27 protein-coding genes are annotated in these 26,263 nt (G+C 57.6%); 9 read left to right on the top strand and 18 right to left on the bottom strand.

The window, feature by feature from the left end; genetic code table 11:
- The first annotated feature begins 84 nt into the window (after positions 1-84).
- Positions 85-1,176 carry a diguanylate cyclase gene (locus QPL95_RS13250; protein WP_303291461.1) on the top strand — a complete coding sequence of 364 codons (1,092 nt, stop codon included), beginning with the start codon at positions 85-87 and terminating at the stop codon, positions 1,174-1,176.
- 6 nt (positions 1,177-1,182) lie between these two features.
- Here the strand turns inward: QPL95_RS13250 and lipB are convergent, their stop codons facing one another.
- The 10 genes from lipB to QPL95_RS13300 form a co-directional block, all read right to left on the bottom strand.
- Positions 1,183-1,821: a lipoyl(octanoyl) transferase LipB gene (gene lipB / locus QPL95_RS13255; protein ID WP_303291462.1), complete on the bottom strand. Its 639-nt coding sequence runs from the start codon at positions 1,819-1,821 to the stop codon at positions 1,183-1,185.
- Positions 1,821-2,090, bottom strand: coding sequence for a YbeD family protein (locus QPL95_RS13260; protein ID WP_303291463.1), 270 nt, complete (start codon positions 2,088-2,090; stop codon positions 1,821-1,823). Before QPL95_RS13260 ends, lipB begins: the two co-directional genes overlap by 1 nt.
- A 42-nt stretch (positions 2,091-2,132) precedes the next feature.
- Entirely contained in the window at positions 2,133-3,308 is a 1,176-nt protein-coding gene (locus QPL95_RS13265) for a D-alanyl-D-alanine carboxypeptidase family protein (protein WP_303291464.1), read from the bottom strand.
- A 55-nt stretch (positions 3,309-3,363) separates the two neighbouring features.
- Positions 3,364-4,254 carry a septal ring lytic transglycosylase RlpA family protein gene (locus QPL95_RS13270; protein ID WP_303291531.1) on the bottom strand — a complete coding sequence of 297 codons (891 nt, stop codon included), beginning with the start codon at positions 4,252-4,254 and terminating at the stop codon, positions 3,364-3,366.
- A gap of 108 nt (positions 4,255-4,362) precedes the next feature.
- Positions 4,363-5,499, bottom strand: a complete 1,137-nt coding sequence (gene rodA, locus QPL95_RS13275; RefSeq protein ID WP_303291532.1) for a rod shape-determining protein RodA — start codon at positions 5,497-5,499, stop codon at positions 4,363-4,365.
- A 5-nt stretch (positions 5,500-5,504) separates the two neighbouring features.
- Positions 5,505-7,403 carry a penicillin-binding protein 2 gene (mrdA, locus tag QPL95_RS13280; RefSeq protein ID WP_303291465.1) on the bottom strand — a complete coding sequence of 633 codons (1,899 nt, stop codon included), beginning with the start codon at positions 7,401-7,403 and terminating at the stop codon, positions 5,505-5,507.
- Between the two features lie 8 nt (positions 7,404-7,411).
- Complete coding sequence (rlmH, locus tag QPL95_RS13285; protein WP_303291466.1) at positions 7,412-7,882, bottom strand: 23S rRNA (pseudouridine(1915)-N(3))-methyltransferase RlmH; 471 nt, start codon at positions 7,880-7,882, stop codon at positions 7,412-7,414.
- Positions 7,883-7,884: 2 nt separating this feature from the next.
- A complete protein-coding gene (gene rsfS / locus QPL95_RS13290; RefSeq protein WP_303291467.1) occupies positions 7,885-8,235 on the bottom strand; it encodes a ribosome silencing factor in 351 nt (116 codons plus the stop codon).
- Between the two features lie 79 nt (positions 8,236-8,314).
- Entirely contained in the window at positions 8,315-8,956 is a 642-nt protein-coding gene (gene nadD, locus QPL95_RS13295) for a nicotinate-nucleotide adenylyltransferase (protein ID WP_303291468.1), read from the bottom strand.
- 4 nt (positions 8,957-8,960) lie between these two features.
- A complete protein-coding gene (locus QPL95_RS13300; RefSeq protein WP_303291469.1) occupies positions 8,961-10,217 on the bottom strand; it encodes a glutamate-5-semialdehyde dehydrogenase in 1,257 nt (418 codons plus the stop codon).
- Positions 10,218-10,359: 142 nt separating this feature from the next.
- Here QPL95_RS13300 and QPL95_RS13305 point away from each other — a divergent pair, with 142 nt between their 5' ends.
- Genes QPL95_RS13305 through QPL95_RS13315 form a run of 3 tightly spaced genes read left to right on the top strand, consistent with a single transcriptional unit; the run spans position 10,360 to position 13,819 of the window.
- A complete protein-coding gene (locus tag QPL95_RS13305) occupies positions 10,360-11,376 on the top strand; it encodes a GGDEF domain-containing protein (RefSeq protein WP_303291470.1) in 1,017 nt (338 codons plus the stop codon).
- On the top strand, positions 11,373-12,371 hold the full coding sequence (locus QPL95_RS13310; protein ID WP_303291471.1) for a GGDEF domain-containing protein: 999 nt from the start codon (positions 11,373-11,375) through the stop codon (positions 12,369-12,371). The genes QPL95_RS13305 and QPL95_RS13310 overlap by 4 nt, the downstream gene beginning before the upstream one ends.
- Positions 12,368-13,819, top strand: a complete 1,452-nt coding sequence (locus QPL95_RS13315) for a bifunctional DedA family/phosphatase PAP2 family protein (protein ID WP_303291472.1) — start codon at positions 12,368-12,370, stop codon at positions 13,817-13,819. The genes QPL95_RS13310 and QPL95_RS13315 overlap by 4 nt, the downstream gene beginning before the upstream one ends.
- On the opposite strand, the gene QPL95_RS13320 is transcribed toward QPL95_RS13315, so the two are convergent.
- Together QPL95_RS13320 and QPL95_RS13325 are read right to left on the bottom strand one after the other, a co-directional pair.
- Positions 13,816-14,397 carry an LON peptidase substrate-binding domain-containing protein gene (locus tag QPL95_RS13320; RefSeq protein ID WP_368389754.1) on the bottom strand — a complete coding sequence of 194 codons (582 nt, stop codon included), beginning with the start codon at positions 14,395-14,397 and terminating at the stop codon, positions 13,816-13,818. The two genes, QPL95_RS13315 and QPL95_RS13320, sit on opposite strands and share 4 nt — an antisense overlap.
- A gap of 45 nt (positions 14,398-14,442) precedes the next feature.
- Positions 14,443-15,696 (bottom strand): HDOD domain-containing protein, encoded by a 1,254-nt coding sequence (locus tag QPL95_RS13325; protein WP_303291474.1) that lies wholly within the window; start codon positions 15,694-15,696, stop codon positions 14,443-14,445.
- A gap of 170 nt (positions 15,697-15,866) precedes the next feature.
- On the opposite strand from QPL95_RS13325, the gene ilvD reads away from it, so the two are divergent.
- A complete protein-coding gene (gene ilvD, locus QPL95_RS13330) occupies positions 15,867-17,702 on the top strand; it encodes a dihydroxy-acid dehydratase (protein ID WP_303291475.1) in 1,836 nt (611 codons plus the stop codon).
- Positions 17,703-17,765: 63 nt separating this feature from the next.
- On the opposite strand, the gene QPL95_RS13335 is transcribed toward ilvD, so the two are convergent.
- On the bottom strand, positions 17,766-18,185 hold the full coding sequence (locus tag QPL95_RS13335) for a peptidoglycan-binding domain-containing protein (protein WP_303291476.1): 420 nt from the start codon (positions 18,183-18,185) through the stop codon (positions 17,766-17,768).
- 103 nt (positions 18,186-18,288) lie between these two features.
- On the bottom strand, positions 18,289-19,380 hold the full coding sequence (locus QPL95_RS13340) for an AI-2E family transporter (protein WP_303291477.1): 1,092 nt from the start codon (positions 19,378-19,380) through the stop codon (positions 18,289-18,291).
- A 118-nt stretch (positions 19,381-19,498) separates the two neighbouring features.
- Between QPL95_RS13340 and QPL95_RS13345 the strand changes: the two genes are divergently transcribed.
- The 3 genes from QPL95_RS13345 (at position 19,499) to QPL95_RS13355 (ending at position 21,218) form a co-directional block, all read left to right on the top strand.
- The gene (locus QPL95_RS13345; protein ID WP_303291478.1) at positions 19,499-19,858 is read left to right on the top strand and encodes a hypothetical protein; all 360 of its coding nucleotides are present in this window, start codon (positions 19,499-19,501) and stop codon (positions 19,856-19,858) included.
- 89 nt (positions 19,859-19,947) lie between these two features.
- Positions 19,948-20,196 (top strand): hypothetical protein, encoded by a 249-nt coding sequence (locus QPL95_RS13350; protein ID WP_303291479.1) that lies wholly within the window; start codon positions 19,948-19,950, stop codon positions 20,194-20,196.
- A gap of 122 nt (positions 20,197-20,318) precedes the next feature.
- A complete protein-coding gene (locus tag QPL95_RS13355) occupies positions 20,319-21,218 on the top strand; it encodes a haloalkane dehalogenase (protein WP_303291480.1) in 900 nt (299 codons plus the stop codon).
- A gap of 14 nt (positions 21,219-21,232) precedes the next feature.
- Here the strand turns inward: QPL95_RS13355 and QPL95_RS13360 are convergent, their stop codons facing one another.
- Positions 21,233-22,021: an acyl-CoA thioesterase II gene (locus QPL95_RS13360; RefSeq protein WP_303291481.1), complete on the bottom strand. Its 789-nt coding sequence runs from the start codon at positions 22,019-22,021 to the stop codon at positions 21,233-21,235.
- A gap of 195 nt (positions 22,022-22,216) precedes the next feature.
- On the opposite strand from QPL95_RS13360, the gene QPL95_RS13365 reads away from it, so the two are divergent.
- Positions 22,217-23,734 carry a DEAD/DEAH box helicase gene (locus QPL95_RS13365; RefSeq protein WP_303291482.1) on the top strand — a complete coding sequence of 506 codons (1,518 nt, stop codon included), beginning with the start codon at positions 22,217-22,219 and terminating at the stop codon, positions 23,732-23,734.
- A gap of 19 nt (positions 23,735-23,753) precedes the next feature.
- Here QPL95_RS13365 and QPL95_RS13370 read toward each other — a convergent pair whose 3' ends face one another.
- From QPL95_RS13370 to lgt, 3 genes are all read right to left on the bottom strand, one after another.
- A complete protein-coding gene (locus QPL95_RS13370; protein WP_303291483.1) occupies positions 23,754-24,269 on the bottom strand; it encodes a dihydrofolate reductase in 516 nt (171 codons plus the stop codon).
- A gap of 369 nt (positions 24,270-24,638) precedes the next feature.
- A complete protein-coding gene (locus QPL95_RS13375; RefSeq protein WP_303291484.1) occupies positions 24,639-25,478 on the bottom strand; it encodes a thymidylate synthase in 840 nt (279 codons plus the stop codon).
- Positions 25,475-26,263: a prolipoprotein diacylglyceryl transferase gene (gene lgt / locus QPL95_RS13380; protein WP_303291485.1), complete on the bottom strand. Its 789-nt coding sequence runs from the start codon at positions 26,261-26,263 to the stop codon at positions 25,475-25,477. The genes QPL95_RS13375 and lgt overlap by 4 nt, the downstream gene beginning before the upstream one ends.

Consider the following 26,263-nt stretch of genomic DNA (forward strand, 5'->3'; position numbering starts at 1 on the left):
TTGACACAGCTAAAAACAACCAATCGTTCTAGTATTGGCTAGCCGGATTATCGTGATATTCGCCCGACACAAAAATAAAACCCTATGAAGCAGTCAGACGTCAGAACAACAGATGCCGAGCTTTCTCAGTTCCGGGTCAAAGGAGAGATCCCGGTACCCGCATTGATCAACTGGCTGACCCTAGCAGCAGTCCCCTTGATTTTCTTTTATACCTGGCGCTCTTTTCAGCAGGATAATGCCACAACGGGCACAATTCTGGCGGCATTTTCTATTTTACTGGGCATCAACGCCCTTGTTCATCTGGCGGTCGGGCACAAAACCCTCCAGCGCCGAAGTTTTATCATTCTTATCACGGCTCTGTTCAGCTACATGGCCATTCGCGCCCTGGAAAACGGTTCGGCCATTATCTGGCTGTTTGCCTACCCGCCCATTATTTTCTACATCAGCGAAGCCCGCATTGGCATCATTGCCTGTGTCGGCGGCTGGATTGCAACGCTGTTACTGTTCAGCCCCTTGGGCGAGTACCTTTTCGAGACACCCTACAGCGGTCAGTTCAGGCTCTCCATGATCATTGTCCTGGCCTTTGAGATGGTCACCTGCTACATCCTTGACCAAAGCCGTCGGCGCAGCAAGCTCGGCCTGATCAAACTGGCCGCGGAATTCGAGTACGCCGCGAAGCACGATGCCCTGACCGGGCTGGCGAACCGTCGGGAAGCGCTGGAACAGATGGACAGCGAGCACGAGCGCTACGCACGAAACGGTCGCGGCTTTTCAATACTGCTGATGGATATCGACCTGTTCAAACACATTAACGACACCTATGGGCACCAGGTTGGCGACGAAATCATCATGCTGGTTGCCAAAACACTGGCCCGGCAGTCCCGCAAGGTAGACACGACAGCCAGGTGGGGCGGAGAAGAGTTTCTTGTGCTGCTGCCAGAGACCAGCATTGAGGAAGCCATGGCGACCGCAGAACGGATTCGCCAAGCCGTCGCCGCCCAATCAGCGGAAGTAGACCGCCAGCAGGTCAGCACCTCTATCAGTATTGGCGTGGCCCACATTCATGGCGCGGAATCGATTGACAGGTTGTTACAAAGAGCCGACGAAGCGCTCTATCAGGCCAAGGCCGAGGGGCGAAACCGAACATGCCGTGAGGCGCCCGCAAACACCGTGTAACCAAGGCTACCAGCCCTGGCGGTATTGGACGTTAGAGCCACCAAGCCCCGCAATCAGATGTTTGACAAGGCGCTGTTCCGCATCGTAAACCGACGCACCAGGTACGAAACCACTGACCTGACACATCGACATGCCCGCATAGCCGCACGGGTTAATCCGTGAAAACGGCTCCATATCCATATTGACATTCAATGCCAGGCCGTGGAACGAACAGCCCCGGCGCACCCGTAATCCGAGTGACGCCACCTTGGCACCGTTTACATACACGCCTGGTGCATCGGATCTGGGTGCCGCATCGATAGCGTACTCACCCAGAGTGCGCACTATGGCTTGCTCTATTTCGTCAACCAGCGCCCGCACACCCAGTTTGCGCCGGGTTAAATCAATCAGCAGGTAGACAACCAGCTGGCCAGGACCGTGATAGGTCACCTGCCCACCCCGATCGACCTGAATCACCGGGATATCGCCCGGCAACAGAATGTGCTCGGCTTTACCGGCCTGCCCCTGGGTGAACACTCGTGGGTGTTCCAGACACCACAACTCATCAACCGTAGCGTCATCCCGGTTGGCCGTAAATGCCTTCATGGCCTCCCAGGTTTCCATGTAGGGCTGCTGCCCAAGGGACCGAACGATAAGGTCTGCCATCAAAGCACCATGTGAACCCGGCCGCTGGCCTTCAGGTCCTCAAACAATGCCTTCAACTGGTCTTCACCGGTTGCAAGAATCTTCAGCTGAACCGATGAAAATCGCCCCTTGCTGCTGCCGGCAATCGAAATATCGGCTTCGGTTATGCCAGGAGCGTGCTGCTCCACGACGGCTACTACGAACTCGGTGAAATCCGGAGCCGCATTGCCGATTACCTTGATGACGTAATCACATGGAAACTCAATCTTTGGTGCTTTCGGCTCAGTCATGCCGCACTAAACTCCCAGCCGCTGCGGTCAAACCGGGCGGTCTCAGTTAAAAAGTTGTACAAAAAACAGCTTGATCGCATCCCACAGGCGCTTGAACAGCCCGCCTTCCTGAACTTCCGTCAGGGCCAGCACCGGCTTCTCAACCAGGGTTTCTCCGTCAAGAAGTACCCGAACCCGGCCAAGCTCATCTCCTACTTTAATGGGTGCCTTAATCACAGAATCAAGATCCACCGACGATTCCAGTTTGCTCCTTGAGCCCCTTGGAATAGTGACAAACACATCGTCGGCCATACCCACAGACACCTGATCGGCCGAACCACCCCATACTTTGGCCGCCATAAGCTCCTGACCGGCACGGAACAGGCGCTCGCTTTCATAATAGCGGAAGCCGTAATTCAGCATTTTCTGAACTTCCTGGGAGCGGGCTTCCGAGCTCGAGGTACCCATCACCGAGGCAATCAACCGGGTTTCGCCGCGCTTGGCCGACGCGACCAGGCAATAGCCGGCCTCCTCTGTGTGGCCGGTTTTCAGGCCGTCCACACTGTCATCTCTCCACAGCAGCGCGTTACGGTTAGGCTGTCGGATGTTGTTGTAGGTGAAATGTTTTTCAGCATACAGAGGGTAGTTTTCAGGGTAGTCCTGGATAATCGCCCGGGCCAGAAGCGCCAGGTCATAGGCTGTCGAGAAGTGATCCGTGGCGGGCAAGCCGGTCGCGTTCTGGAAATGTGTATTGGTCATGCCCAGCAATTGCGCCTGCTGATTCATGATATCCACAAAGGCTCCTTCGCTTCCGGCAATAAACTCGGCCAAGGCAACAGAGGCGTCGTTGCCGGACTGAATAATTACACCTTTGAGCAAGTCTTCTACCGAGACGCTGGTGCCTTCCCGAACAAACGTTCTGGAACCTTCAGTGCGCCAGGCTTTCACACTGATAGGCACCATATCTGTCATCGAGATCCGCCCTTCATCCAGCTCACGCTCGACAATATAGGCCGTCATCATTTTGGTCAGGCTGGCCGGCGGCAAACGTTCATTACTGTTGTGCTCCATGATGACATGGCCGCTGAGCGGGTCGATCAACACCCAGGAACTGCCCGCTATCTGAGGGGGCGACGGAATCAATACCGACTGAGCCGACGCCTGTGCCGCCAGAACCGTCAGGGATAAAGCCAAAAAGAAGATGCGCGTAAACATTTTGAAAGCCATGGGTAGTTTCATTCGTTGTCAGGGATTTGTCTTATGTATGTTCTGAACTCAACGGGTTAACTCAGGTTCAGTGAGAGTCCGTAAGCACGATCGAGTTGCCGAAGCCGCTGGATTCCAGAAGATTCTGAGCATATCGGGCATCATTTTCACTACTGAAAGGGCCGACCTGCACCCGATGGAAGCGCCCGCTGCCCGTCGTTACTTCACGAACCCGCACCGGGCTCTGCAGCACGCCCTTGGCCCGGACCTGCATTGCTTCGGCCGGGTCTCGGCTACTGAAGGCACCCAGCTGCACAAACAGCGCCTGCCGGGAAGTTCCAGCCTTGTTTACGACTGGCTCCGGCGCTGGCGTAACCGCCGCGCCGCCTTTGGGGTCGAAACGTTCGCCCGCCAAAAACATCGAACCGTCCGGTGCCACGGTGATAGCGGCCACTTCAACCCGAGCGGTACCGCGGGACTGATAACCCAGTTTTTTGGCCGCAGCGTAGGATAAATCAATCAGCCGGTCGCCATGAAACGGCCCCCGGTCATTGACCCGAACCACCACCGAGCGGCCATTATCAAGATTGGTCACCCGGGCATAACTCGGGATACGAAGTGACTTGTGAGCTGCTGACATGGTGTACATATCAAACACCTCACCGTTCGACGTTTTGTGGCCATGAAACTTTTGGCCGTACCAACTGGCGGTGCCTCTGGCCACGTAGCCGTCGTTACTGTCAACCACACGATACGACTTCCCCCAGACCTGGTAAGGGGACTTGTTGCCGGCGCGGCGCGGCGCCTCGTAGCGGGGCACGGCGTCGGTCAGGCCGCTGGCATCGAAATGCCCGTCTGGCGCTCGGTCCTGCTTGAGGGTGTACCTAGACGAGTGATCAACCTCCGGCGCACTGGCACAGCCGGCTAAGGCCGCGACCACCGCCAACATGATCAAGCATTTGTTCAGAACCGTCACCATAAATGCCCGCAATACATTAATCGATGTGTAAGCCATTACTGACCGGAAACATTGTAACGGGTTCCCCCCGCCGTTAACCATTACCGGCTGGCCATCATTGTGCTGATTTCAGGCCGTAATCATCCGGCGATGGGTATGAATGGACATCAAAACACCGAAGGCCGCCATCAGGGTCACACCCGAGGTTCCACCGTAACTGATCAGCGGCAAGGGCACCCCGACCACCGGCAACAGCCCACTCACCATGCCGACATTCACGAAAACGTAAATGAAAAAGGTCATGGTTAACGCACCGGCCACCAGCCGTCCAAAGGAGTCCTGAGCGGTCACGGCTATGTAAAGGCAGCGGAGAATAATCAGGAAATACAGGGCCATGAGGATCATCATGCCCACAAAGCCGAACTCTTCGGCCAGCACGGCCACAATAAAATCCGTGTGACTTTCCGGCAGGAATTCCAGGTGAGATTGTGTGCCCTGCAACCAGCCCTTGCCATCCATACCCCCCGATCCAATGGCGGTTTTCGACTGGATAATATTCCAGCCAGCACCCAGCGGGTCGCTCTGAGGGTCCAGCAGCGTCAGCACCCGCTGCTTTTGGTAGTCTCTCATGACAAAGAACCACATCATCGGCGCGCTGACTGACACCAGGCCGAAAAACGCCACGATCAGTTTCCAGCTCATACCGGCAAAGAACACCACAAAAATACCAGCCATGCCGACCAGCAACGAGGTGCCGAGGTCTGGCTGTTGAATGATCAAAAACATGGGCAGCAGCACAATGACCAGGCCAATCATGACCCTGCCAAACGTGGGAGGCAAAAAATAGCGTGAGAGATACCAGGCCGCCATCATCGGGACCACGAGCTTCATGAACTCCGACGGCTGAAACCGGGGCAGTCCGGGAATCGCCAGCCAGCGCTGCGCGCCCTTGGCGCCAACGCCTACCAGCAGCACCGCCACCAGCCCGGCAATGCCCGCTGCATAGAGCCACGGAGACCAGCGTCGAAATACTGCCGGGTCCAGCTGCGCAAACACAAACATCACCACAAACGCGATGGCCAGGCGAATCCCCTGCGCCTTGACCACCTCGATATTACGGTCTGCCCCGCTGTAAAGCACGAACAGCCCACCGCCAACAAGTCCCAGCAGCAGCACAAGAAGGATCGGATCAAGGTGCAACACACTCCAGAGGCTTCGGGAGCGGCCCAGATCACTGCCGACCTGACTGCCGAGCGACTTGCCCATGGCCATCAGCGCGCCCTCCCGTTATGGTCAGATTTCCCGACCAGCCTGGCCACCTCTTCCGCCGGAAACTCTTCCAGCCAGGCGTCAAACAAGCCTCTGGCAACCGGCGCAGCAACACCACTGCCACTACCACCGTTTTCAACAATCACAGCGACCGCGATTTGCGGATCGTCGGCCGGAGCAAACCCGACAAACAAGGCGTGATCCCTGAGCCGCTCCCGGATTTCTTCTGCATCGTACTCTTCATCCTGGCCCAGACTAAACACCTGCGCAGTGCCGGTTTTTCCCGCCATTCTGTAGCTCGCTCCCTCGGCAGCCCGTCGGGCTGTGCCCCGTGTGCCATGCATGACCTCTTCCATGGTATCAACCACGTATTCCCAGTCATCCGGGTTCTTCAGAGTTAGCGGGTTATGGGTTCCCTTTGGCAAAAACTCACTGACGGAACGATCGCCGCGAATGTCTTTCAGCAGGCGCGGCTCCACCCACTCACCACGATTAGCCACCAGGGCGGTGGCGGTCGCAAGCTGCAGCGGTGTGGCCAGGAAAAAGCCCTGGCCAATCCCCATATTCACGGAGTCGCCGGGGTACCAGGGTTCATTCCGGACAGCACGCTTCCAGTCACTTGATGGCAGCAGACCGCTCAGCGCGCCGGCGACGTCCAGGGTTGCATCTTCACCAAAACCGAAGGCAGAAAGGTAATTGTGCATGGTGTCGACACCCATCTCGACGGCTATTTCGTAGAAATAGACATCACAGGACTCCGCCACCGAGTCCATCAGATCGACCCAGCCATGCCCTGACCGCTTCCAGTCCCGATAACGGCGACCGCCCTCGCGCAACTGATAATAGCCCGGGTCCCATATCTGGCGGTCCCGGGTGGTTACTCCGCTGTCCAATGCGGCCACGGCCATCATCGGCTTTATTGTTGAGCCCGGCGGATACTGGCCACGCAAGGCACGATTGAATAGCGGCTTATCAATGCTCTCACTGAGCTCACGGTAGTCAGCAACACTGATGCCGGTTACAAACTTGTTGGTATCGAAACCGGGCACACTGGCCAGGGCCAGTATCCCACCTGTCGAGGGTTCTATAGCTACAATCGCGCCTCGCCGGCCCTCCAGCAATTCGTGCGCTTTGCTCTGAAGCCGAAGGTCCAGGTGCAGCTGAAGGTCTTCACCGGGCACCGGGTTTTCACGCTCCAGAACCCGCAAAATCCGGCCACGGGCATTGGTTTCAACGTGCTGATAGCCCACGCTGCCATGCAGTACGTCCTCATAGAACCGTTCGATGCCAGATTTGCCGATGTAGTTTGTCCCGGCATAGTTAACGGGATCAATTCTCTGCAGCTCTTCGCGGTTAATACGCCCGACAAACCCCAGGGCATGGGCGGTCAGTTCACTGTGCGGGTAATAACGAACCAGTTCGGCTTCGACCTCTACGCCCGGAAATTCGTGCCGGTGTACCGCCATTTTGGCAATTTCATCTTCCGCCAGATCATAACGCAGGGGGATTTCCTGAAACGGACGCCGGGCCTCTTTAAGGCGTTTCCGAAAGCGGTCAAGATCTTCTTCAGAGATATCGAGAATGCCGCCAAGCCTGGCCAGGGTTTCATCCATTGACCCCGCCCGTTCGGGCACGATGGTCAGACTGAACACCGGTCGGTTCTCAGCCATAAGAACACCATTACGGTCGTACACCAGACCTCTGGGCGGCGGCACAGATTGAACCTGAACCCGATTTTTATCAGACAGCGTGGTGTAGATCTCGTGTTCGACGATCTGCAGCTGATACATCCGGGCCAGCAGGCCAGACATCAGCAGTATGACAAACACCAGCATCACCAGCGCCCGGCGCTGGAACAAACGGCGCTCTGCCGCCGTGTCTTTGAACTCCCCCCAGGCCATAAAGACTCCTATGCCCGGTGGTAGGGGTGATTACGGGTAATGGACCAGGCGCGATACAGTTGCTCGGCGAGCACAATACGCACCAGAGGATGAGGTAAAGTCAGAGGCGACAGTGACCATTGCTGATCGGCACGTTGCCGGCAGGCATCGGCAAGGCCGTCTGGCCCACCGACCAGGAAGGATACATCCTGACCTTCCTGAAGCCAGCCCTCAAGCTGGCCCGCAAGCTTCTCGGTTGACCAGGGGCGCCCCCCCACTTCCAGGGCAATCACCCGGTCTCGCGGGCCAACCGCATTGAGAATCGCATCGCTTTCACGCTGCATCAGCCTGGGGATATCCGGGTTCTTGCCACGATGGGCCATGGCGATTTCAGTCAGCTCCAGGGGCAGTTCCGGTGGCATCCGGCGTGAGTAGTCGGCATACCCCGCAGTGACCCAGTCGGGCATTTTTTGCCCCACGCAGATCAGGCGAAGGCGCATGATTACTCGCTGCCTGCCGCACCAACATCCGGCGCATCACGCCAGAAACGTTCCAGATCATAGAACTCCCGGGCCGCCGGCATCATCAGATGCACCACAACATCGCCCAGATCAACGAGTATCCAGTCGCTGCCGGCCGCACCCTCGACATTACCGGCCCGCATACCCTGTTCCTTGGCCTCTATAACCACAGAGTCGGCAAGGGATTTAACATGCCGGCTGGACGTACCGGATGCGAGAACCATAAAGTCAGTGACACTGGTACGATCACGAACATCAATCACACTGATGTCCTGCGCCTTGATGTCTTCAAGCGCCTTTACGACCAGATCTTTCAGTTGTTCAGCCTGCATAATTACCCTGTGTTCCGGGCGATGGCCCGTATGGCCGCCCGATTAGTGATATTCAAACGCGATTGTAGCACTAAAAGTTTCAGTCGGGGCAGGCACCGTAAAGGCCCTGATTCTGAATTCTCTGCCACACGGAGTCTGGCATCAAATAGCGAGGGGACCGGCCGCCTGCAATTCGCTGGCGGATGCCCGTTGCGGAGATATCCAGCAGGGGCGCTTCAAGCTCCAGAATCTTACCGGCGGGCGCGCTTCGCAATGTGTCCGGGCTGGTTACGCGGCGCTGCCCCAGCAACAAGCCGGCGTCACTGCCTTCCGGAAGATGCGAACCCGGGCGTTGCACAACCACAATGTGAGCCAGCGCGGGAATGTCCTGCCATTCCCGCCATTGACCAAAACCGGCAAAGGCATCGGTGCCCACCACCATCACCAGCGGCTGCTCGGGGCCCAGCTCGTTTCGCAACTGGCGCAACGTATCGGCCGTGAAGGAGGCTCCGGCACGCCGCAGCTCCCGATCATCCACCCGCAGACAGGGCTCACCCTCAATGGCCAGCCGGATCATGTCCAGCCGCTGAGCGGATGTCGCCCCGGTCGCATTTCGATGCGGTGGAATGTGGCACGGCACCAAGTGTACCCGATCCACCGACAGAGCATCGGATACCTCAAGGGCCAGCCGCAAATGGCCATGATGGATCGGGTCAAAGGTTCCGCCGTAGATGACATGCATTCAATCAGGCCCGGATGTGGCCGTCGCCAAACACCACATACTTCTGGGACGTCAGACCCTCAAGACCCACGGGCCCCCGGGCATGAATCTTGTCCGTCGAGATGCCGATCTCCGCGCCCAGTCCGTACTCAAAACCGTCCGCAAAGCGTGTGGACGCATTGACCATAACGGAACTGGAATCCACTTCCGTCAGGAACCGGCGAGCTCTCGTGTAGTTCTCCGTGATGATGCTATCGGTATGCTGGGAACTGTACCGGTTGATATGCTCAATGGCACCGTCAAGCCCGTCGACAACCCGAACCGCAAGGATGGGCGCGAGGTATTCCTCATGCCAGTCGTCTTCCGTGGCCGGTGTAATATCCGCCAGAACCTCTCGGGTTCGATCACAGCCTCGCAACTCCACCCCTCTGGCAACGAACTCCTGAGCCAGCAAAGGCAACATATCTTCTGCAATCTCCTGATCCACCAGCAGAGTCTCCATGGTATTGCAGGTGCCATAGCGGTGTGTTTTCGCATTGACCGCCACTTTCAGCGCCTTTTCCGGATCTGCGTGGCTGTCGATGTAAACGTGGCACACGCCATCCAGATGCTTGATCACAGGCACCCGGGCGTCACGGCTGATGCGTTCGATCAGCCCCTTGCCGCCCCGCGGCACGATTACATCCACATACTGCGGCATGGTAATCAATTCGCCGACCGCGGCTCTGTCGGTCGTTTTCACCACCTGCACAGCACTTGCCGGCAGACCGGCTTCGGCCAACCCGCTGGCGAGACAAGCGGCAATCGCCTGATTGGAATGGATGGCCTCAGAGCCGCCCCGCAAAATGGTGGCGTTGCCGGATTTCAGGCACAGGCTTGCCGCTTCAACCGTCACGTTTGGACGGGATTCGTAGATGATGCCGATCACACCCAGCGGCACCCTCATCTTGCCAACCTGGATGCCCGACGGACGGTAGGTCATGTTGGTGATTTCCCCGATGGGGTCAGGCAAGGCGGCGACCTGCCGCAAGCCTTCGATCATGGCATCAATGCGCGCAGGCGTCAGTTCAAGGCGATCAAGCATGGCGTCGTCGAGGCCGTTGGCCCGGCCACTTTCAAGATCTTTTCGATTCGCCTGCGCCAGCTCAGCCCTGGCCTCATTGAGCGCAACGGCGGTCGCAAGAAGCGCCTGATTTCTCACCGCAGTGGCCGAGCGGGCGATTTCCCGTGCGGCGGCGCGAGCCTGCTGGCCAAGCTCCGTCATGTAAACTGCAACGTCCATTGATTTACCTTTTTTCTGCAAGCTGATTCCAAAACCGGTGAGTTACTTTACCTTTCCCGTTTCAAGTCCGCACCCCAAACGACTATTATACCGCTGCACAGGTTTCAATATTCAATGGATGTGCCGGTAAAGGACAGACACCATGCCCCAGTTGGCCGAAAAATTTTTGCCCAGCAAGCTTTCGCGCACAGGCTTTATCGTGCTGGCACTGACCACAGGCCTTTGCATTATTCTGGGGGAGCCACTGGCCGCGGCAGCCGCAGCCTCGACGGCAGGCCTGTGCCTTGCAGGCATGTCAGGCAACCGCCACCGCAAGGCGCTTCCCTGGCCCCAACTGCGGATACTGTTCTTCATTACCCTTAACCTGGCACTGATCACCGCTCTGTGGCTTGGCCCCTGGCCACTCAGCCACTGGCTCTACGCCCTGCCTCTGATCACCTTCGGGCTGGCACCGGGCTATCTTGCCGCGGTTATTACGGTTGCTTTGGTTACCATTGTTCTGGCAAGCACCCAGTGGGCCGTTACCCTGCCCGACCGGCACCAGATGATCAGCGCATTCATACTGACCACGCTACTCGGCACGCTGATGGTTTTTCTGCAAAAATACAAATCCCGTCAGCTTGCACCGCTGCGGCGCACTGACGAGCTGACACAGGTCGCCAGCAGGGAGTATCTGTCAGCGGATCTACACAAAGAAATACAACGCAGCGAACGCGAAGGCACCAATATGTCGGCGCTGATCATTGGCCTCGACACCCACTTGAGCGATGCCGACCCCGATGAAGACATCCGCGCTATCCTGCCGCGTATTGGCCGCTACCTGCACTCCCAACTGCGGGACTTCGACACTTACTATCGGGTCGCCGACCTTCAGTTTCTGGTTATCCTGCCCGGCGCCAACACCGCTGAAGCCGCCCGCACCGCAGAGCAGGTTCGTCGAGGCCTGTGCACTCTGATGACGTCTCACGGCCTGAAGCTAACCGTCAGCGCGGGCGTTGCCGGCCTTAACATCGGTGATGATGCCGACAGCCTTCAGATCAGTGCGGCCAACGCCCTGCGCAGAGCTCAACAGCAAGGCGGCAACCGAACCCAGACATACAGCAATCCGGTGCCCGCCGACATCCACGGCCCAACAGGCCCGGAAGAGACCGTACAATGACTGAAACCCGGCTCAGAACCTGGACCCATAGCACAGGCTATTCCCTGGCTGCCATATTCATTGGCGCGCTGGCACTGCAAAACCTACGTTACGGTTTTTATCAACTGTTCTATCTTGCGCTGGCCATGACGGCACTGCTCCTTGCCGGGCTTGCCTACACACTGATTTGCCGGCGCCAGCAGCTCTCGGCACCCGGTCACCTGGTTGTGCTCGCTGGCCTGAACAGCGGCCTTGTGGCCGCCGTTTTAACCATGAATTCCGAAGGCATTAGCCACTGGGCAATGCCCTTACTGGTTCTGAACCTGCTTATCCTGCCCCTGCGCCAGGGGTTGGCACTGTCATCCTTGCTTCTGGTCCCCTTGATCACCGTGCTCTGGCTGGAGCACTCAGCGGCGGATGCGTTAATGACCAGTATTGGCCTGATTCTGCTGATGTCGGTGTCTGCACTCTATATCTGGAATTATGATCATATGGCGCAATCCGCCCAGGATCTGGCCATTACAGACCCGGTGACCGGCGCTCACAACGCACGGTTTCTGGACGAAACCCTGCAAAAAGAAATCAGCCGGGCCATAGCCACCGGCCACGCGCTTTCGGTGATCAGCCTGAACCTGGATCACGCAGACGAGATCCGGGACCTCCATGGCAAAGACGGCATGCAAACTCTGCTCAAAAACGTCACCGAGCACCTGTTCGAAATCATCCGGGCTGGCGATACGCTCTACACGCTTAACGGTTCTGAATTTTTCCTGATTCTTCCGTTCACCCCGGAAGAGGGCGTACGGGTGATAGCAGAGCGTATCCGCCGGAGCATTGCCGAGCGGGAGTGGCCTGACATCGGAAAAGTTTCAGTCAGCCTTGGCTGTACTACGCGCGGCAATGGCGACACCAGTACAGACTCACTCCGTTCCAGAGCAATGCAGGCCATGCATGAAGCCCGCAAGAGGGGGGCAGACTCCGCCTGGTTCAGCCCTGGAGAACCCGTTAAGGCATGAGTGAAACCTGGCTCAATGACGTAACTGCCTGGGTGGCCACCAACCCCGGCTGGCTTGTACTCGCCCTTGCCGCCACCGCGTTTATTGAATCACTGGCCATTGCCGGCATTATTGTGCCCGGCGTGGCGATGCTCTTTGCGTTTGCAGCACTGGCGGGTAAATCCGGGATGCCACTGCCTGAAGCGTTAGCCTGGGCCGGCGTTGGCGCAGTCGCCGGCGACGTTGTAAGTTTTGCCATTGGCAGAACCCTGCAGGGGCGACTTGGTTCGGTATGGCCTTTCAGCCGGTACCCAAGACTGATTGCCCGGGGCGAGTCGTTTTTTCTCTCCCACGGCGGCAAAAGCGTCATTATCGGACGTTTTGTCGGGCCGATACGCCCCGTGATCCCATTGATTGCAGGGGCGCTTTATATGCCCTGGCGCCGGTTTCTCCTGTTCAATCTGCTTTCTGCTGCAGGCTGGGCACTGGTTTACATTCTGCCGGGCTATATGGTGGGTGCGGCACTGGCCAGCGGCATAAAACCACCACCTCACTTCTACCTGATACTCGCCATCAGCGGCGCAGCGCTGGTTGGCGTTTATCTGATCGTGCTCAGGATACGCCTGGGGGTTGGCGAAGGTAGCCGGATTTACGGCTGGCTGGAATCAATGATGGCCCGTTATGACGCTACGCACCGGTTCTGGCGACTTTACACCAGTGACCGGCCATCCCGCAGCGGTGAGTTTCCCCTGCCGTCGCTGCTGATGGCCATCACGGCACTGGCGCTGTTTCTGATTCTCGCTCAACTGGTGACGTTCAGTGATCAGTTGTACCAACTCAATCAACAAGTACTGGTTTGGTTTGGCCTGCTCCGGCAACCGCTATTGGACATTCCGCTCATCGCTTTCACTCTGGCGGGGGACCCGCCAATACTGGTCGCCGCAGCCATCCTGGCGACGGCCGTACTTGTCTTCCGGGGCTACTATGCCGCGGCCATCCATGTTGCCGTGGCCGCGCTCGTAACGACGATCTGTGTGTGGTTGTTAAAAGCAGGCATCGGCATAAGCCGCCCAGATCAAGTGCTTATGCCACCAGGCTCCGGTGCCTTTCCAAGCGGTCATACCGCAGGTGTGACGGTTCTGGTGACTCTGGCTGCAAGTTTCATCGCCGGAGAAAGCCGGCAGAGGCAGCGCTGGCAGACCTATGTCTTACTGTCGCTTCCCCTGGTGCCCGTCGCGTTGAGTCGCCTGTATCTCGGCGTTCACTGGCTCACGGATGTGCTGGGAGGACTGCTCCTGGGGTTGGCCATCACAGGCATCATCAGGGCCAGCTACAGCCGTTTCGACCGAATACCGTTAAGGCCCGACGCGTTTACCTGGGCCGCCCTCCTTGCCTGGCTGGTATTCATCGTGTTTTACATGACCGACCACTGGGCGAGCGCTCGCCTGAGCTACATGCCACAACCCTAGGATTCACCTTCCAGCGCTTCCAGCAGGTTCTGCAGTCTGTCGAGGCGCTCAAGGGGGTCCTGCAATTCTGCCAGGCCCTGTTTTTCCTGTTTATCCAGCGGCAATAATTCCGTCAACCTCCACCCAACCTGCCGGGCATCCTGGTAGTCCACGTCCATCCCAAGGTCTTTGATAACAGGGTGCCGAAACAGGGCCCTAAGCACAGACGGCAGCTCGTGATAGCGTTCTGGAACGTCGCTTTCAGCCTCGGAAATCAAGCACTCAACATCGCCCAGATTAAGACCATCTTCCTGCTGCCAACTGCGCACCACCGACACCTTGCTCTCTCCTTCGACGGTAATACCCAGCAAACCGTTATCCAGCTGCTGAAAGTCGATAATCCGCACGTAGGTGCCAATATCGTAAAAGTCGGCCACCTGAGACGTTTCAGCACCCTCACGCAGCAGCACGATAACAAAGCCACGGTCCTCTTTCAGGCAGCGGGTAAGCATGTCGATGTACCTCGGCTCGAACAGCTGCAGGGGAATACGTCCCTTGGGCAGCACGACAGAGTTCAGAGGAAACAGAGGCACATTCATAATGGTTTCAATCACCGCAGGGCAGGCTCCGGAATCAGCATCGGTTTAACGGATGGACAGAAGTTTCTGAACTTCGTCCACCCGCTCTCGGGCCTCACTCAGAAGCTGCAGACTGCGTGAGGCATTCAGTTCCAGCTCGCCTAATCTGCGCCAGGCCGGAACAGCATCGAAGGGGGGCAAACCCTCATTCTGGCTGGACCCCGCCATGGAGTGCAGCTGAGCCACAATCACAATATCCACTAGCTGGGGGGCCGGTTCCCGACATTCGTAATGCCAGTCTTCCGCATACCGTGCCGCTTCGACAAAGGTTTTCGGGAACGACCAGTTTTCCAGCACCGCACAACCAACGTCCGCACGCAATTCAGACATCGCATGGTGCAGGTTCTTCTCATCGGCAAACAGGTTCACGTGATGCTCCGCCTGAACCAGCACAGGAACAACACCGATGTCGTGCAGAAGCCCCGCAAGCAAGGCTTCTTCCGGGTCAATGCTCGTGGCGTGATCGGCCAACACCCAACACAGCGCAGCCACTTCCCGGGAATGCCGCCACAAGGTTTCCATTTCTTTCTGGAGTGGGGCTCGGCGGGTTTTAAACACCTCCCGCATGGCAAACACCGTCACCAACTGTCGAGTCGTGCGCATGCCCAGCCTGATGACCGATTCCCGCACGTTTCTGACATCACTGAAACCACGATAGAGCGGGCTGTTACAGGATCTGACAAGCTTTGCCGCCATCGCCGGATCAGCAGAAACCGCGCTGGCCACTTCCGCCGCACTGGAATCTTCCCGGTCGACAACCCTGCGGACTTTCCAGGCAACATCCGGAACGCTGGGTAGCTGAACCTGGTTGGACCGGAGTTCGGAATAGAACTCCATCAACAGATGATGCTCTTCACTTTCGCCGGCTATACCGTCGGCCGAGTCCATTTCTACCTGAGCAACCGGCGCCGACCGAAGCAGCTGATTGAGAATATCCTGCTCAACAACGAGGAACTCACAGGGTTTGACGGCTGTGACGTCGTACATTCTTGGCTGCAGCCGGGCGATCGGGGTGGTGGCCTTGTCCGTGTCAGCTTCAATGACCGATTTTCGCCCATCCATTGACTCAAGCTCTACAACGCCAGCTACAAGAAAGTAATCCATCCCGTCACGAACGCCCCGCTCCATCACGCGCTGTCCCGGGCTGTGGGTTTTGCGTTCAGCCCGGCTGGCCAACAGCACAAGTTGATCGTCCGTCAGACGGCCCAGTGGCTGAAAGCCCTTCAAACGACGCAGCGACAGATTTTCCTGGCCTCCCATAGGCACACTCCCTGGCAGTGATCAGCGGAAATATCACGCTATCTGTTACACATTGTAAACACCCTCTGGCAAAACAGCCATGCGAGCGACGTTGAATCTGGTATCCTCTGGTTTTTGCATCCTCAAAAAGCGTAACGCTTGACCAGACACCAGGGAGAAAGCAGCAGACCATGCCCCAGTATCGTTCCCACACGTCAACAGCAGGCCGGAACATGGCCGGAGCCCGTGCGCTATGGCGCGCCACCGGTATGACCAACGAAGACTTCGGCAAACCCATTATTGCCGTGGCCAACTCGTTTACACAGTTTGTGCCGGGCCATGTTCACCTGAAAGATCTGGGCCAGTTGGTCTGCCGTGAAATCGAAGCCGCAGGCGGTGTTGCGAAAGAATTCAACACCATTGCGGTGGATGACGGTATCGCCATGGGCCATGACGGCATGCTGTACTCGCTGCCGTCCCGTGAAATCATCGCCGACTCCGTGGAGTACATGGCCAATGCACACTGCGCCGATGCCCTGGTGTGCATCTCCAACTGTGACAAGATCACCCCGGGGATGTTGATGGCCGCCATGCGCCTGAACATTCCGACCATCTTTGTCTCCGGCGGCCCGATGGAGGCCGGAAAAACCAAGCTGTCCGAGCACAAGCTCGACCTGGTAGACGCAATGGTGATCGCCGCCGATCCGACAGCCAGCGACGAAATGGTAGCCGAATACGAGCGCAGTGCCTGCCCGACTTGCGGCTCCTGCTCTGGCATGTTCACCGCAAACTCCATGAACTGCCTGACCGAGGCCATCGGCCTTGCGTTGCCCGGCAACGGTTCACTGCTGGCGACCCACGCCGATCGCGAAGAGCTGTTCCTGAAAGCCGGCCGGCAGATCGTCGAAAACACCAGGCGCTACTACGAGCAAAACGATGCCAGCGTACTGCCTCGCAGCATCGCGTCTCTGGCAGCCTTCGAAAACGCCATGACCATGGACATCGCGATGGGCGGCTCCACCAACACCATCCTGCATCTGCTCGCAGCCGCCCAGGAAGGCCAGGTTGAGTTCAACATGGCTGAGATCGATCGCTTGTCCCGCAAGGTGCCTCAGCTGTGCAAAGTCGCCCCGAACTCCCCGAAATATCACATGGAAGACGTACACCGCGCCGGTGGCATCATGGGCATCCTGGGTGAACTGGAACGCGGAGGGCTGATCAATACGGATCTTCCCACAGTCCACAGCAAGACCATGAGAGAAGCCCTGAAGGTCTGGGATATCATGCAATCCCCCACTCCGGAGGTGGTCGAGTTCTACAAGGCAGGCCCGGCCGGCATTCCAACCCAGACGGCGTTCAGCCAGAGCACCCGCTGGCCAAGCCTGGACGGTGACCGTGAGAACGGTTGCATTCGGTCTGTAGAGCACGCCTACTCTTCCGAGGGCGGCCTGGCGGTTCTGTATGGCAACATCGCGATGAATGGCTGCGTTGTTAAAACAGCCGGCGTGGACGAGAGCATCTTTGTTTTCGAGGGCAAGGCTCGGGTGTTTGAAAGCCAGGACTCCGCCGTTGCCGGCATCCTGAACGATGAAGTGAAGTCTGGTGATGTCGTGATCATCCGTTATGAAGGACCTCGGGGCGGCCCCGGCATGCAGGAAATGCTCTACCCAACGAGTTATCTGAAATCCAAGGGACTGGGCAAGGAGTGCGCACTGCTGACCGACGGTCGGTTCTCCGGAGGCACATCGGGCCTGTCGATCGGTCACGCCTCGCCGGAAGCGGCAGCCGGTGGCGCCATCGGCTTGATCGAAGATGGCGACACCATCCTGATCGACATACCGAACCGCTCCATCAACGTTCAGGTGAGCAACGAAGAGCTGGACCAGCGGCGCAGCAACCGTGACGCCAAAGGCTGGAAGCCTGACCAGCCTAGAGAGCGCAAAGTTTCTGCGGCACTCAAAGCCTACGCCCTACTTGCCACCAGCGCCGACATGGGCGCGGTCAGGGATCTGTCCAAGCTGGACTGACCCGTCGTCCACAAAAAAGCCCGGATCATCACGACCGGGCTTTTTTGCTTTCGGATAACCGGGTCACCAGAGTGACCAGCCTTCATCCTCGTCTTTATCAGCTTCTTCGCTGGCGTTCTGCTCTGCCGGCTGCTCCGATTCGCTCGCTACCGGTTCAGCAGAGGCGGAGGCTGGCGCTGCTGCTGGTGCCGCACCGCCTGAAGACGCCGCTTGCTGCACGGAGATCATGCCAAGGGCCTTTTCGGTCTCCTCAGTCAGAACACCGCTGGCTTCCAGGCCATGATCTTTCTGGAAACGGACCAGCTCTGCACGGGTGTCATCATCCATCGATGGACCAACGTCTGAAATATTGTAGCCCGCGCCATAAAGCGCGTGTTTAAGGGCAACGATGTCATTTGCCTGGGCCACTGAAGCCAAGCCCAGCAGGGCGACCGCTCCGACCGCCAGCGCCGCCTTTCCAAAACGGCGGGTGACTGTTTTCATGGTTCTCACCTGATCTACTCCCGATATCTTTGCGATACCTGTCTATTTATTGTTGTGTGGCGCCCAACTCCACATCGGGGGCGTCAATAAACCATACCATACTTTAGTCGCCCCGGCCGTGGTCCGGGGCTGGCGGTTGTGGCTCATCGTGGGTCACGTGGCCAAACTCACGTATAAAAATACCCCAGAACGCCATAAACAAGGCGGCCACCAAGGGGCCCATGACAAACCCGTTTATCCCAAACATGGCAATGCCACCCAGGGTAGATAAAAGAACCAGATAGTCCGGCAACTTGGTGTCGCGCCCAACCAGAATCGGTCGCAGGATATTGTCTGCCAAGCCAATGACCACCACACCGTAGGCCGTCAGCACGATCGCCGGCACGAAATCGCCGACGGCCGCCAGGTAGACCGCAACCGGCACCCACACGATCGCCGCGCCCACTGCAGGCAGCAACGAGACAATCGCCATCACCACGCCCCAAAGCAACGCCCCGGTGATGCCGAGTATCCAGAAAATAATGCCGCCCAATGCTCCCTGAATGATGGCAATCAGCAGGTTTCCCTTAACGGTAGCCCGTGTTACCTCAGCAAATTTGGCAAACAGCAGGCGCTCTCTTTCATCACCCAGCGGCAACGCCTGAATTAGCAAATCCACTAACTTGCTGCCATCACGAATCAAAAAGAAAGCCAGGTAAACCATTAGTGCCAGACCCAGGAAGAACTGAAAAGTATTCTGCCCTATGCCCAGGGCCTGCTTGGCGAGAAACTGACTACCGCCCAGAAACGCGCTGACAGCCCTGTCCCTCAGTTCGCTGAAATTGACATCAAACTGAGCGAGGAAGGCCTGAATGGCCGGAAACGAGTTATTCACCTGGTCAATATACTCACCGGGCCGGATTTCACCGTTTTGTATCTTCTGATAAATGCCCATGCCTTCAGCAATCAACGCCCCACCCAGCACCAGAACAGGAATAACCACTATGACCATGCACACACACAGCGTGATTAACGCATTGATATTGGGCCTGTCGCCAAGTCGGTGAAGCAGGATTTGCTGAACGGGGTGGAATATAAGGGCAATAGCAACCGCCCAGAAAATGGGGCCAAAAAACGGTTTCATCAGCAAAATGAACGCAATCGATACGCCCACCAGCATGGCAAGAAAAGTCCGTGTTTCAAGTTTTGCGTACATAACCGGAAAGACCTTGATCAAGGAAAGATTCGGGATCGAAAGACTACCACGATAGCGTGGTCACTGTAGCCATCTTCACGTTATAGTATTGGGTTATTGACCTACAATTGAACGGGTTATGTCACTGCCATCAGAAAACTTCAGCATTGAGACCGCACTTGAAGCAGCGATAGAGCTGCGCAAGGTGCTGGCCGCCCGCACCCATCGCCGTAAAGTGATGGGGCAAGAGGTTATTGTGCCCGGACAGCTCGGAGAAGCCCTGCATTTACCCCGGATTATCAGCCGCCTGACCAGCAAACAACAACGCCATCGGGAAAAAGGACTCGAGGATTTCCAGGAGCTTTGGCCCACCCTGTCGAACTACACCCGCGAAAAAGTGCTCAACGCTATCGGCTGGTACGATCCAAAACAACTCGACTGGGAAGACAAGCGCTCAAACCGCCGCCCGGTGATCGACCCGGACGATGGGTCAGTATAACTGCTGAGACAAATCCGACGACGGGCAGGCTGCAACGACTTTGAATTGTCACATCCCGCCCCTATCGTGTATGGATCAGGAGGAGAACTATGACACACAACAATGCCTATACTGCCCTTCTGGCAGAAGGGAGTGCAGTGCCCACACTACTATGCGGACATTGCCACTCAATCTTGTCGCGCGCCCGCATTTTCCGTAATAAAGGCGACATCAGCCTGGACCCGAGCTGCCAGACCATCGGCCTTTGCTCTGCCGACGACTGCGGCGCCGTAAACTGCTGCGATGACGCACTGGCCGGGGTTGCCAATTCCGAGCGTCTGTTTGACATCGCTTCCTGATTCAAACCGACAACGCTCTGTTACGCAACTCAAACACACAGAGCGCCCATCTGATTTATCCTGAGGCTCAAAGATCGTCGCACTGACGGTCGCGCTACCAATCAGTCAGGACAGTCGATGGCATGCGTATTCTGAGAACCGACGAAGCCCGCTTCGCAGGCCTGCCGGATTACCCGTTCGAAGCACACTACCTGGATGTCGAGCCCGACCTGCGGATGCATTTCGTTGACGAAGGTCCAGCGACGGCCGCCCCTGTGGTCATGCTTCACGGTGAACCGTCCTGGTCCTACCTTTACCGGCACATGATTCCTGTGGTCGCCGCTGCCGGACACCGGGTACTTGCACCAGACCTGATCGGTTTCGGCAAGTCAGACAAGCCTGCTGAACTGTCCGCCTACAGCTACGACAACCACATGCAGTGGCTGTCATCCTGGCTCGAAGATCTGGATTTGTGGGATGTGACGCTGGTTTGCCAGAATTGGGGCTCACTTCTCGGGCTCAGGCTTGCCGCGGAAAATCACCGGCGCTTTAGCCGCATCATTGTAGGCAATGGCATGCTGCCCACCGGAGAAACCCGGGTTCCGGCGGCCTTTAAAGTATGGAAAGCGTTTGCCAGCCACAGCCCCTGGTTTCCCATCAGCCGAATCGTTCAGTTGGGAACCGAGCGCGCCTTGTCCAGCCGCGAACTTCAGGCCTACGAAGCACCCTTCCCGAGTGACGCATTCAAAGCCGGTGCACGCGCCTTCCCCGCATTGGTTCCTACCTCGCTGGAGGACCCGTCAGGTGCAGCAAACCGGGAGGCCTGGCGCATACTGGAGAAGTGGCGCAAGCCGTTCATCACCTGCTTCAGCAACGGTGACCCGATTACCCGCGGTGGCGACCGCTATATGCAGCGCCGCATACCTGGCGCCTTCGGCCAACCACACATCACTCTGCGGGGAGGTCACTTTCTGCAGGAAGACTCTCCCCGGGAATTCTCCAGAGTGATTCTGGACGCTCTGAAGGCAGAAATGGCAGCCTGACGCCCAACAACCACTCAACCAAAGACCGTTACCGTCTGCCGGCTCAGGGCTACAAGCTCACCGCGGGCTGTCCAGATACCGGCATGAGTATGGCCATAACCCGCCCCTGCTTGATCAATCGTTGCCCGGTACAGAAGCCACTCACCGGGAGCCATCGCAGGGCGTGGGTGCACAATTTCCAGAGCCCAACTCAGTGAACTTGCGGGGGCAGGCCCCTTCAGATGCGGCAATACCGCCGGCGGCCAAGCGTCGACCAGTGCGACAATATGCGCATCGGTCAGGGATTCCGGTTCTTCCCGGAACTGCATCCAGCCACCCATCTCCCGCCCACCCTTGCCAGAGAACGGCATGTTACCGAAGGCCCAGCGCATCTCGATGTGCTGGGTAAACTCCGGGGTTACCCCTTTTATGTAGGGCAACTCCTGGCATTCGTTTACGGGTCTTGCCTCGGGTGCCGGGGCCGGTACCACTTGCACTGCAGACTCACGATCGCCGCCAAAGCTGGCCAGGCAGACCAGCCGCGGCTCGCCGTTCTGGAGAATACGGCCGGTCACCTGGGACACCGCCTTGCCTTCCCTCAGCAGTTCCGCCTCGAAAACAGCAGGCACGCCCGGCTCCACCGGCCCGACAAAGGAAACCTGCAGAGCACGCATGGCTCTGCCTTGTTCAACCTTTGATGCCATCACATCGAATGCGAGCGCCGCGACAAGGCCACCGAAAGTCGCCCTGCCCTGCGCCCAACTTGCTGGCATCACGGCTTCACCACCATGGCGCACAACGCTCCGGAGTTCATCAAATGTCATAACATTTTCCTGTTAGTTAGCCTGCAAACTGTGAAGGTTGCCCAACTTCCGGCCCGCTGGCAAGATGCCTGCGCGGGCAACTACCTACTCCAATCTTGGCATTTAACGTGTTAAAGCATGTCCAAAGCGACTATAATGCCTGAAAATCATGCATTGCCTCCGCGATGTCATATCCTCCGAATACCGAGTACATTCATGTCAGAATTGTCTTTTGCCGAACTGGGGCTGGATCCAGCTGTACTGGAAGCCGTTGCCGCTGTTGGCTATGAAACACCGTCGCCTATCCAGGCACAATCCATTCCCGCCCTATTGGCCGGCAACCATTTATTAGGCGTTGCCCAGACCGGCACCGGGAAAACCGCAGCCTTTGCTCTGCCACTGCTGAGCCGCATTGACCCGAGCATTGCAGAGCCCCAGATTCTGGTGCTTGCACCTACCCGCGAGCTGGCCATTCAGGTGGCTGAGGCGTTTACCACTTACGCCAGCAAGTTCAAGCACTTCCATGTGCTGCCGATTTACGGTGGGCAGGATTTTGCACCGCAAATCCGCGGTCTGAAGCGCGGCGCCCAGGTGATCGTGGGCACCCCGGGCCGGATGCTTGACCACCTGCGCAAAGGCACACTGAGGCTTGAAAACCTGCGAGCTCTGGTACTGGATGAAGCCGACGAAATGCTGCGTATGGGCTTTATCGACGACGTTGAGGCCATTCTGTCGAAGACACCGGCCAACTGTCAGCGCGCCCTGTTCTCTGCCACGATGCCGGCGCAAATCAAAAAAGTTGCCCAGACCTATCTGAAGAACGCCACGGAAGTCCGCATTGAAAGCGAAACTCGCACCGTAGAGCGGATTTCCCAGTTCGTATTGCCGGTCTATGCCGAACGCAAGCTCGATGCCCTGACCCGCATTCTCGAAGTCGAACCGTTTGACGCGGCGATTATCTTCGTGCGCACCAAGGCTGAAACCGCCCTGCTGGCGGAGAAGCTTTCTGCCCGCGGCCATGCGGTTGCGCCCTTGAGCGGCGATCTGAACCAGCGCCAGCGTGAACAGACGGTTGAAGACCTGAAGCGCGGCAAAAAAGACATCATCATCGCGACAGACGTTGCCGCCCGCGGCCTGGACGTTCCCCGGATTACCCACGTCATCAACTACGACGTGCCCTACGATACCGAGGCGTATATTCACCGTGTAGGCCGTACCGGTCGTGCCGGCCGCACCGGTAAAGCGATTCTGCTGGTTACGCCCCGTGAGCGCAGCTGGCTGCGCACGCTGGAGCGCGCCACCAATTCGCCGATGGAACCGTACCAACTGCCGTCACCGGCCGCACTTCAGCAGATGCGTGTCGAGCAGTTTGAAACCCAGTTGCTCGGCTTCGCCGATGACCCCCGTGCCGCCAAAGCCATCGCCCTGCTGGACGACATCGCCGAGCGCAACGATATGGACATCACCATGGTAGCCGGCGCTCTGGCCTGCTGGATGGAGGCGTCTCAGCCAGATTCGTTGCCGCTGGAGCAGCCTGAAGCGCTGCCAGAGGTATCCGCCTCTGCACCGCGCCGCGACCGTAAAGGTCCGCCATCAGGCAAAGGCAATTTCCGTAAAGGGGGCCCGAACAAGAGCTTCCGCAACGACAGCAAGCCGGGCGCCCGCAAAGGCCCACCTAAAGGCAAGCCAGGCGGCAAGCCCGCCGGCAAGGGCCCGAAGCGCGCCCCGCGCTAACAGGCCCCGGTGCAGCCGGTCACTCTGGCCGGCTGCGCTGATAGACTACAAAGCTGTAGTCGTAAGGATTATTATCGGACGCGGAGAAATCTTCGCGTCCGATCTCTTCCCACTCGTCCCAGTTCACTTCCGGAAAGTAAGCATCGCCGTCGACGTCTGCATGCACCTGTGTGATGTAGATCCGGTCGACCATTGGCAGTGCTTCGGCGTATATCTGCCCTCCACCAATGATCATCACCTCGTCACCACCCTCCAGCTCCGCCTGAGCTTCAGCTTTAACCAATGCCGCTGGCAATGATTCAGCCGCAACAGTTCCTGCCGGCGCCTGCCATTCCGGGTTCCGGGAAATCACCACATTCATCCGGCCCGGCAACGGCCGACCAATGGAGTCCCAGGTTTTCCGACCCATGATGATCGGTTTGCCCATAGTCGCCTGCTTAAAGTAACGCAGATCTCCAGGCAGGTACCAGGGAAGCTTGTTATTCCGGCCAATAACCCGATTTCGGGCCATCGCAACAATCAGTGCTTTTCTCATGTTTATCTCTTGTCCTCGGAGTCAGCGATGAGTGGAGCATGCTTTTCAAAACACGCTCAAGCACATCCATGTGACGCTTGGGCTCCGCCATCCATGGCTCCGCACAGTTTTGAAAAGCATGCTCCACTCATCGCTACCATAGCTCAGGAGTATGTGACGCAAAAGCCTGAAAGCTCAGCAACTGCAACGGTGCGTTTCTTACGCTCAAGCACCCAAAGCCTGAGCGCATAAGCGGGTGGGGCTTTCCGAAAATGTGCGTAGCCATGGATGGCGGAGCCAAGCGTACACGGACGTATTCACAGCGTTTTTCGGAAAGCCCCACCCGACGTCTTGCCGTCCCCAAATAATCGGGCTACCGCGAGCTTCAGGTCAGATGGCAATGGGCGCCTTGATACCAGGGCAAGGGTCATATCCCTCAAATTCGAAATCTTCCAGTTCGTATTCGAAGATGTTTGCAGGTTTGCGCTTGATCACCAGTTTGGGCAACGGCCGGGGCTCACGCTTGAGCTGCTCGAATACGATATCGTCGGTCAAGTGGTTCTGGTAGAGGTGGCAATCGCCAAAGGTATGAACGAACTCACCCACATCCAGATCACACTGCTGAGCGATCATGTGAGTCAGCAGCGCATAGGAAGCAATATTAAAGGGTACGCCCAGGAACAAGTCTGCACTGCGCTGGTACAACTGGCAGGATAACTTGCCGTCAATTACATAGAACTGGAACAGGCAGTGACACGGCGCCAACGCCATGCGGCCTTCACGCACGTTATCTTGCGGGCCAATGGACTCGTCCGGAAGTTCGGCAGGATTCCAGGCAGACACAATCAAGCGGCGGGAATTGGGCTTGTTGCGGATCTGATCGACTACCTCGCTGATCTGATCAATAACCCGGCCATCGTGGCACTGCCAGCTGCGCCATTGCTTGCCGTAGATCGGCCCGAGGTCACCGTTTTCCAGCGCCCATTCGTTCCAGATCGACACCTTCCGCTCTGTCAGCCAGTTGTTGTCGGTGGAGCCACGCAGGAACCAGAGCAGCTCGTAAATGATGCTGCGCAGGTGAACCTTCTTGGTCGTCACCAGCGGGAAACCATCCTGCAGGTTGAAGCGGATCTGGCGGCCAAATACCGAACGGGTTCCAACGCCGGTGCGATCGCCTTTATCGAATCCGTTGTCGACAACGTCTTGCATCAGATCAAGATAGGCTTTCATTGAGCGTTTCTCCGGTAAGCGAAGGCGATCAGGGCTGCGCCTGCAATAATCATCGGCAACGAGAGCACCTGCCCCATGGTGACCCAATCGAACGCCAGGTAACCGAGTTGCGCATCTGGCAGGCGCACGAATTCCACCAGGAACCGGAATACGCCGTAACACAACAGGAACAAACCTGACACTGCCATTTTGGGGCGCGGCCGGGATGAGAACCACCACAGAATGGTGAACAGCAACACGCCCTCCAGGGCAAACTGATAGAGCTGTGATGGGTGGCGAGCCAGGGCATCTTGCGCCTGGGGAAACACCATACCCCAAGGAAGGTCCGTGGGTTTGCCCCATAACTCTCCGTTGATAAAGTTACCGATTCGACCTGCCCCCAGCCCAACCGGCACCAGCGGTGCTACGAAATCGGCAATCTTCCAGAAACCGGCACCGGTTTTACGGCCATACCACCACATCGCGAGCATCACACCGAGCAGGCCACCGTGGAAGGCCATGCCGCCTTCCCAAACACGAAACAGCCAGAGCGGATCGGCAATAAAGGCATCGAAGTTGTAGAACACCACATATCCGAACCGGCCACCCAGGATTACCCCAAGCGCGAGGTAAAACAAAAGATCGCCAACCTGTTCTTCCGAGAGCGGCGACCAGGGTTTGCGGCTGCGTATACAACCCAACCACCAACCGGCGGCAAATCCGACCAGGTAGGTCAGACCATACCAATGAATTTTCAGGGGACCGATAGCAATGGCCACCGGATCAAACTGCGGGTGTTGCAACAT

Source organism: Marinobacter sp. SS5-14b (genome assembly GCF_030541005.1).
Lineage (GTDB): Bacteria > Pseudomonadota > Gammaproteobacteria > Pseudomonadales > Oleiphilaceae > Marinobacter.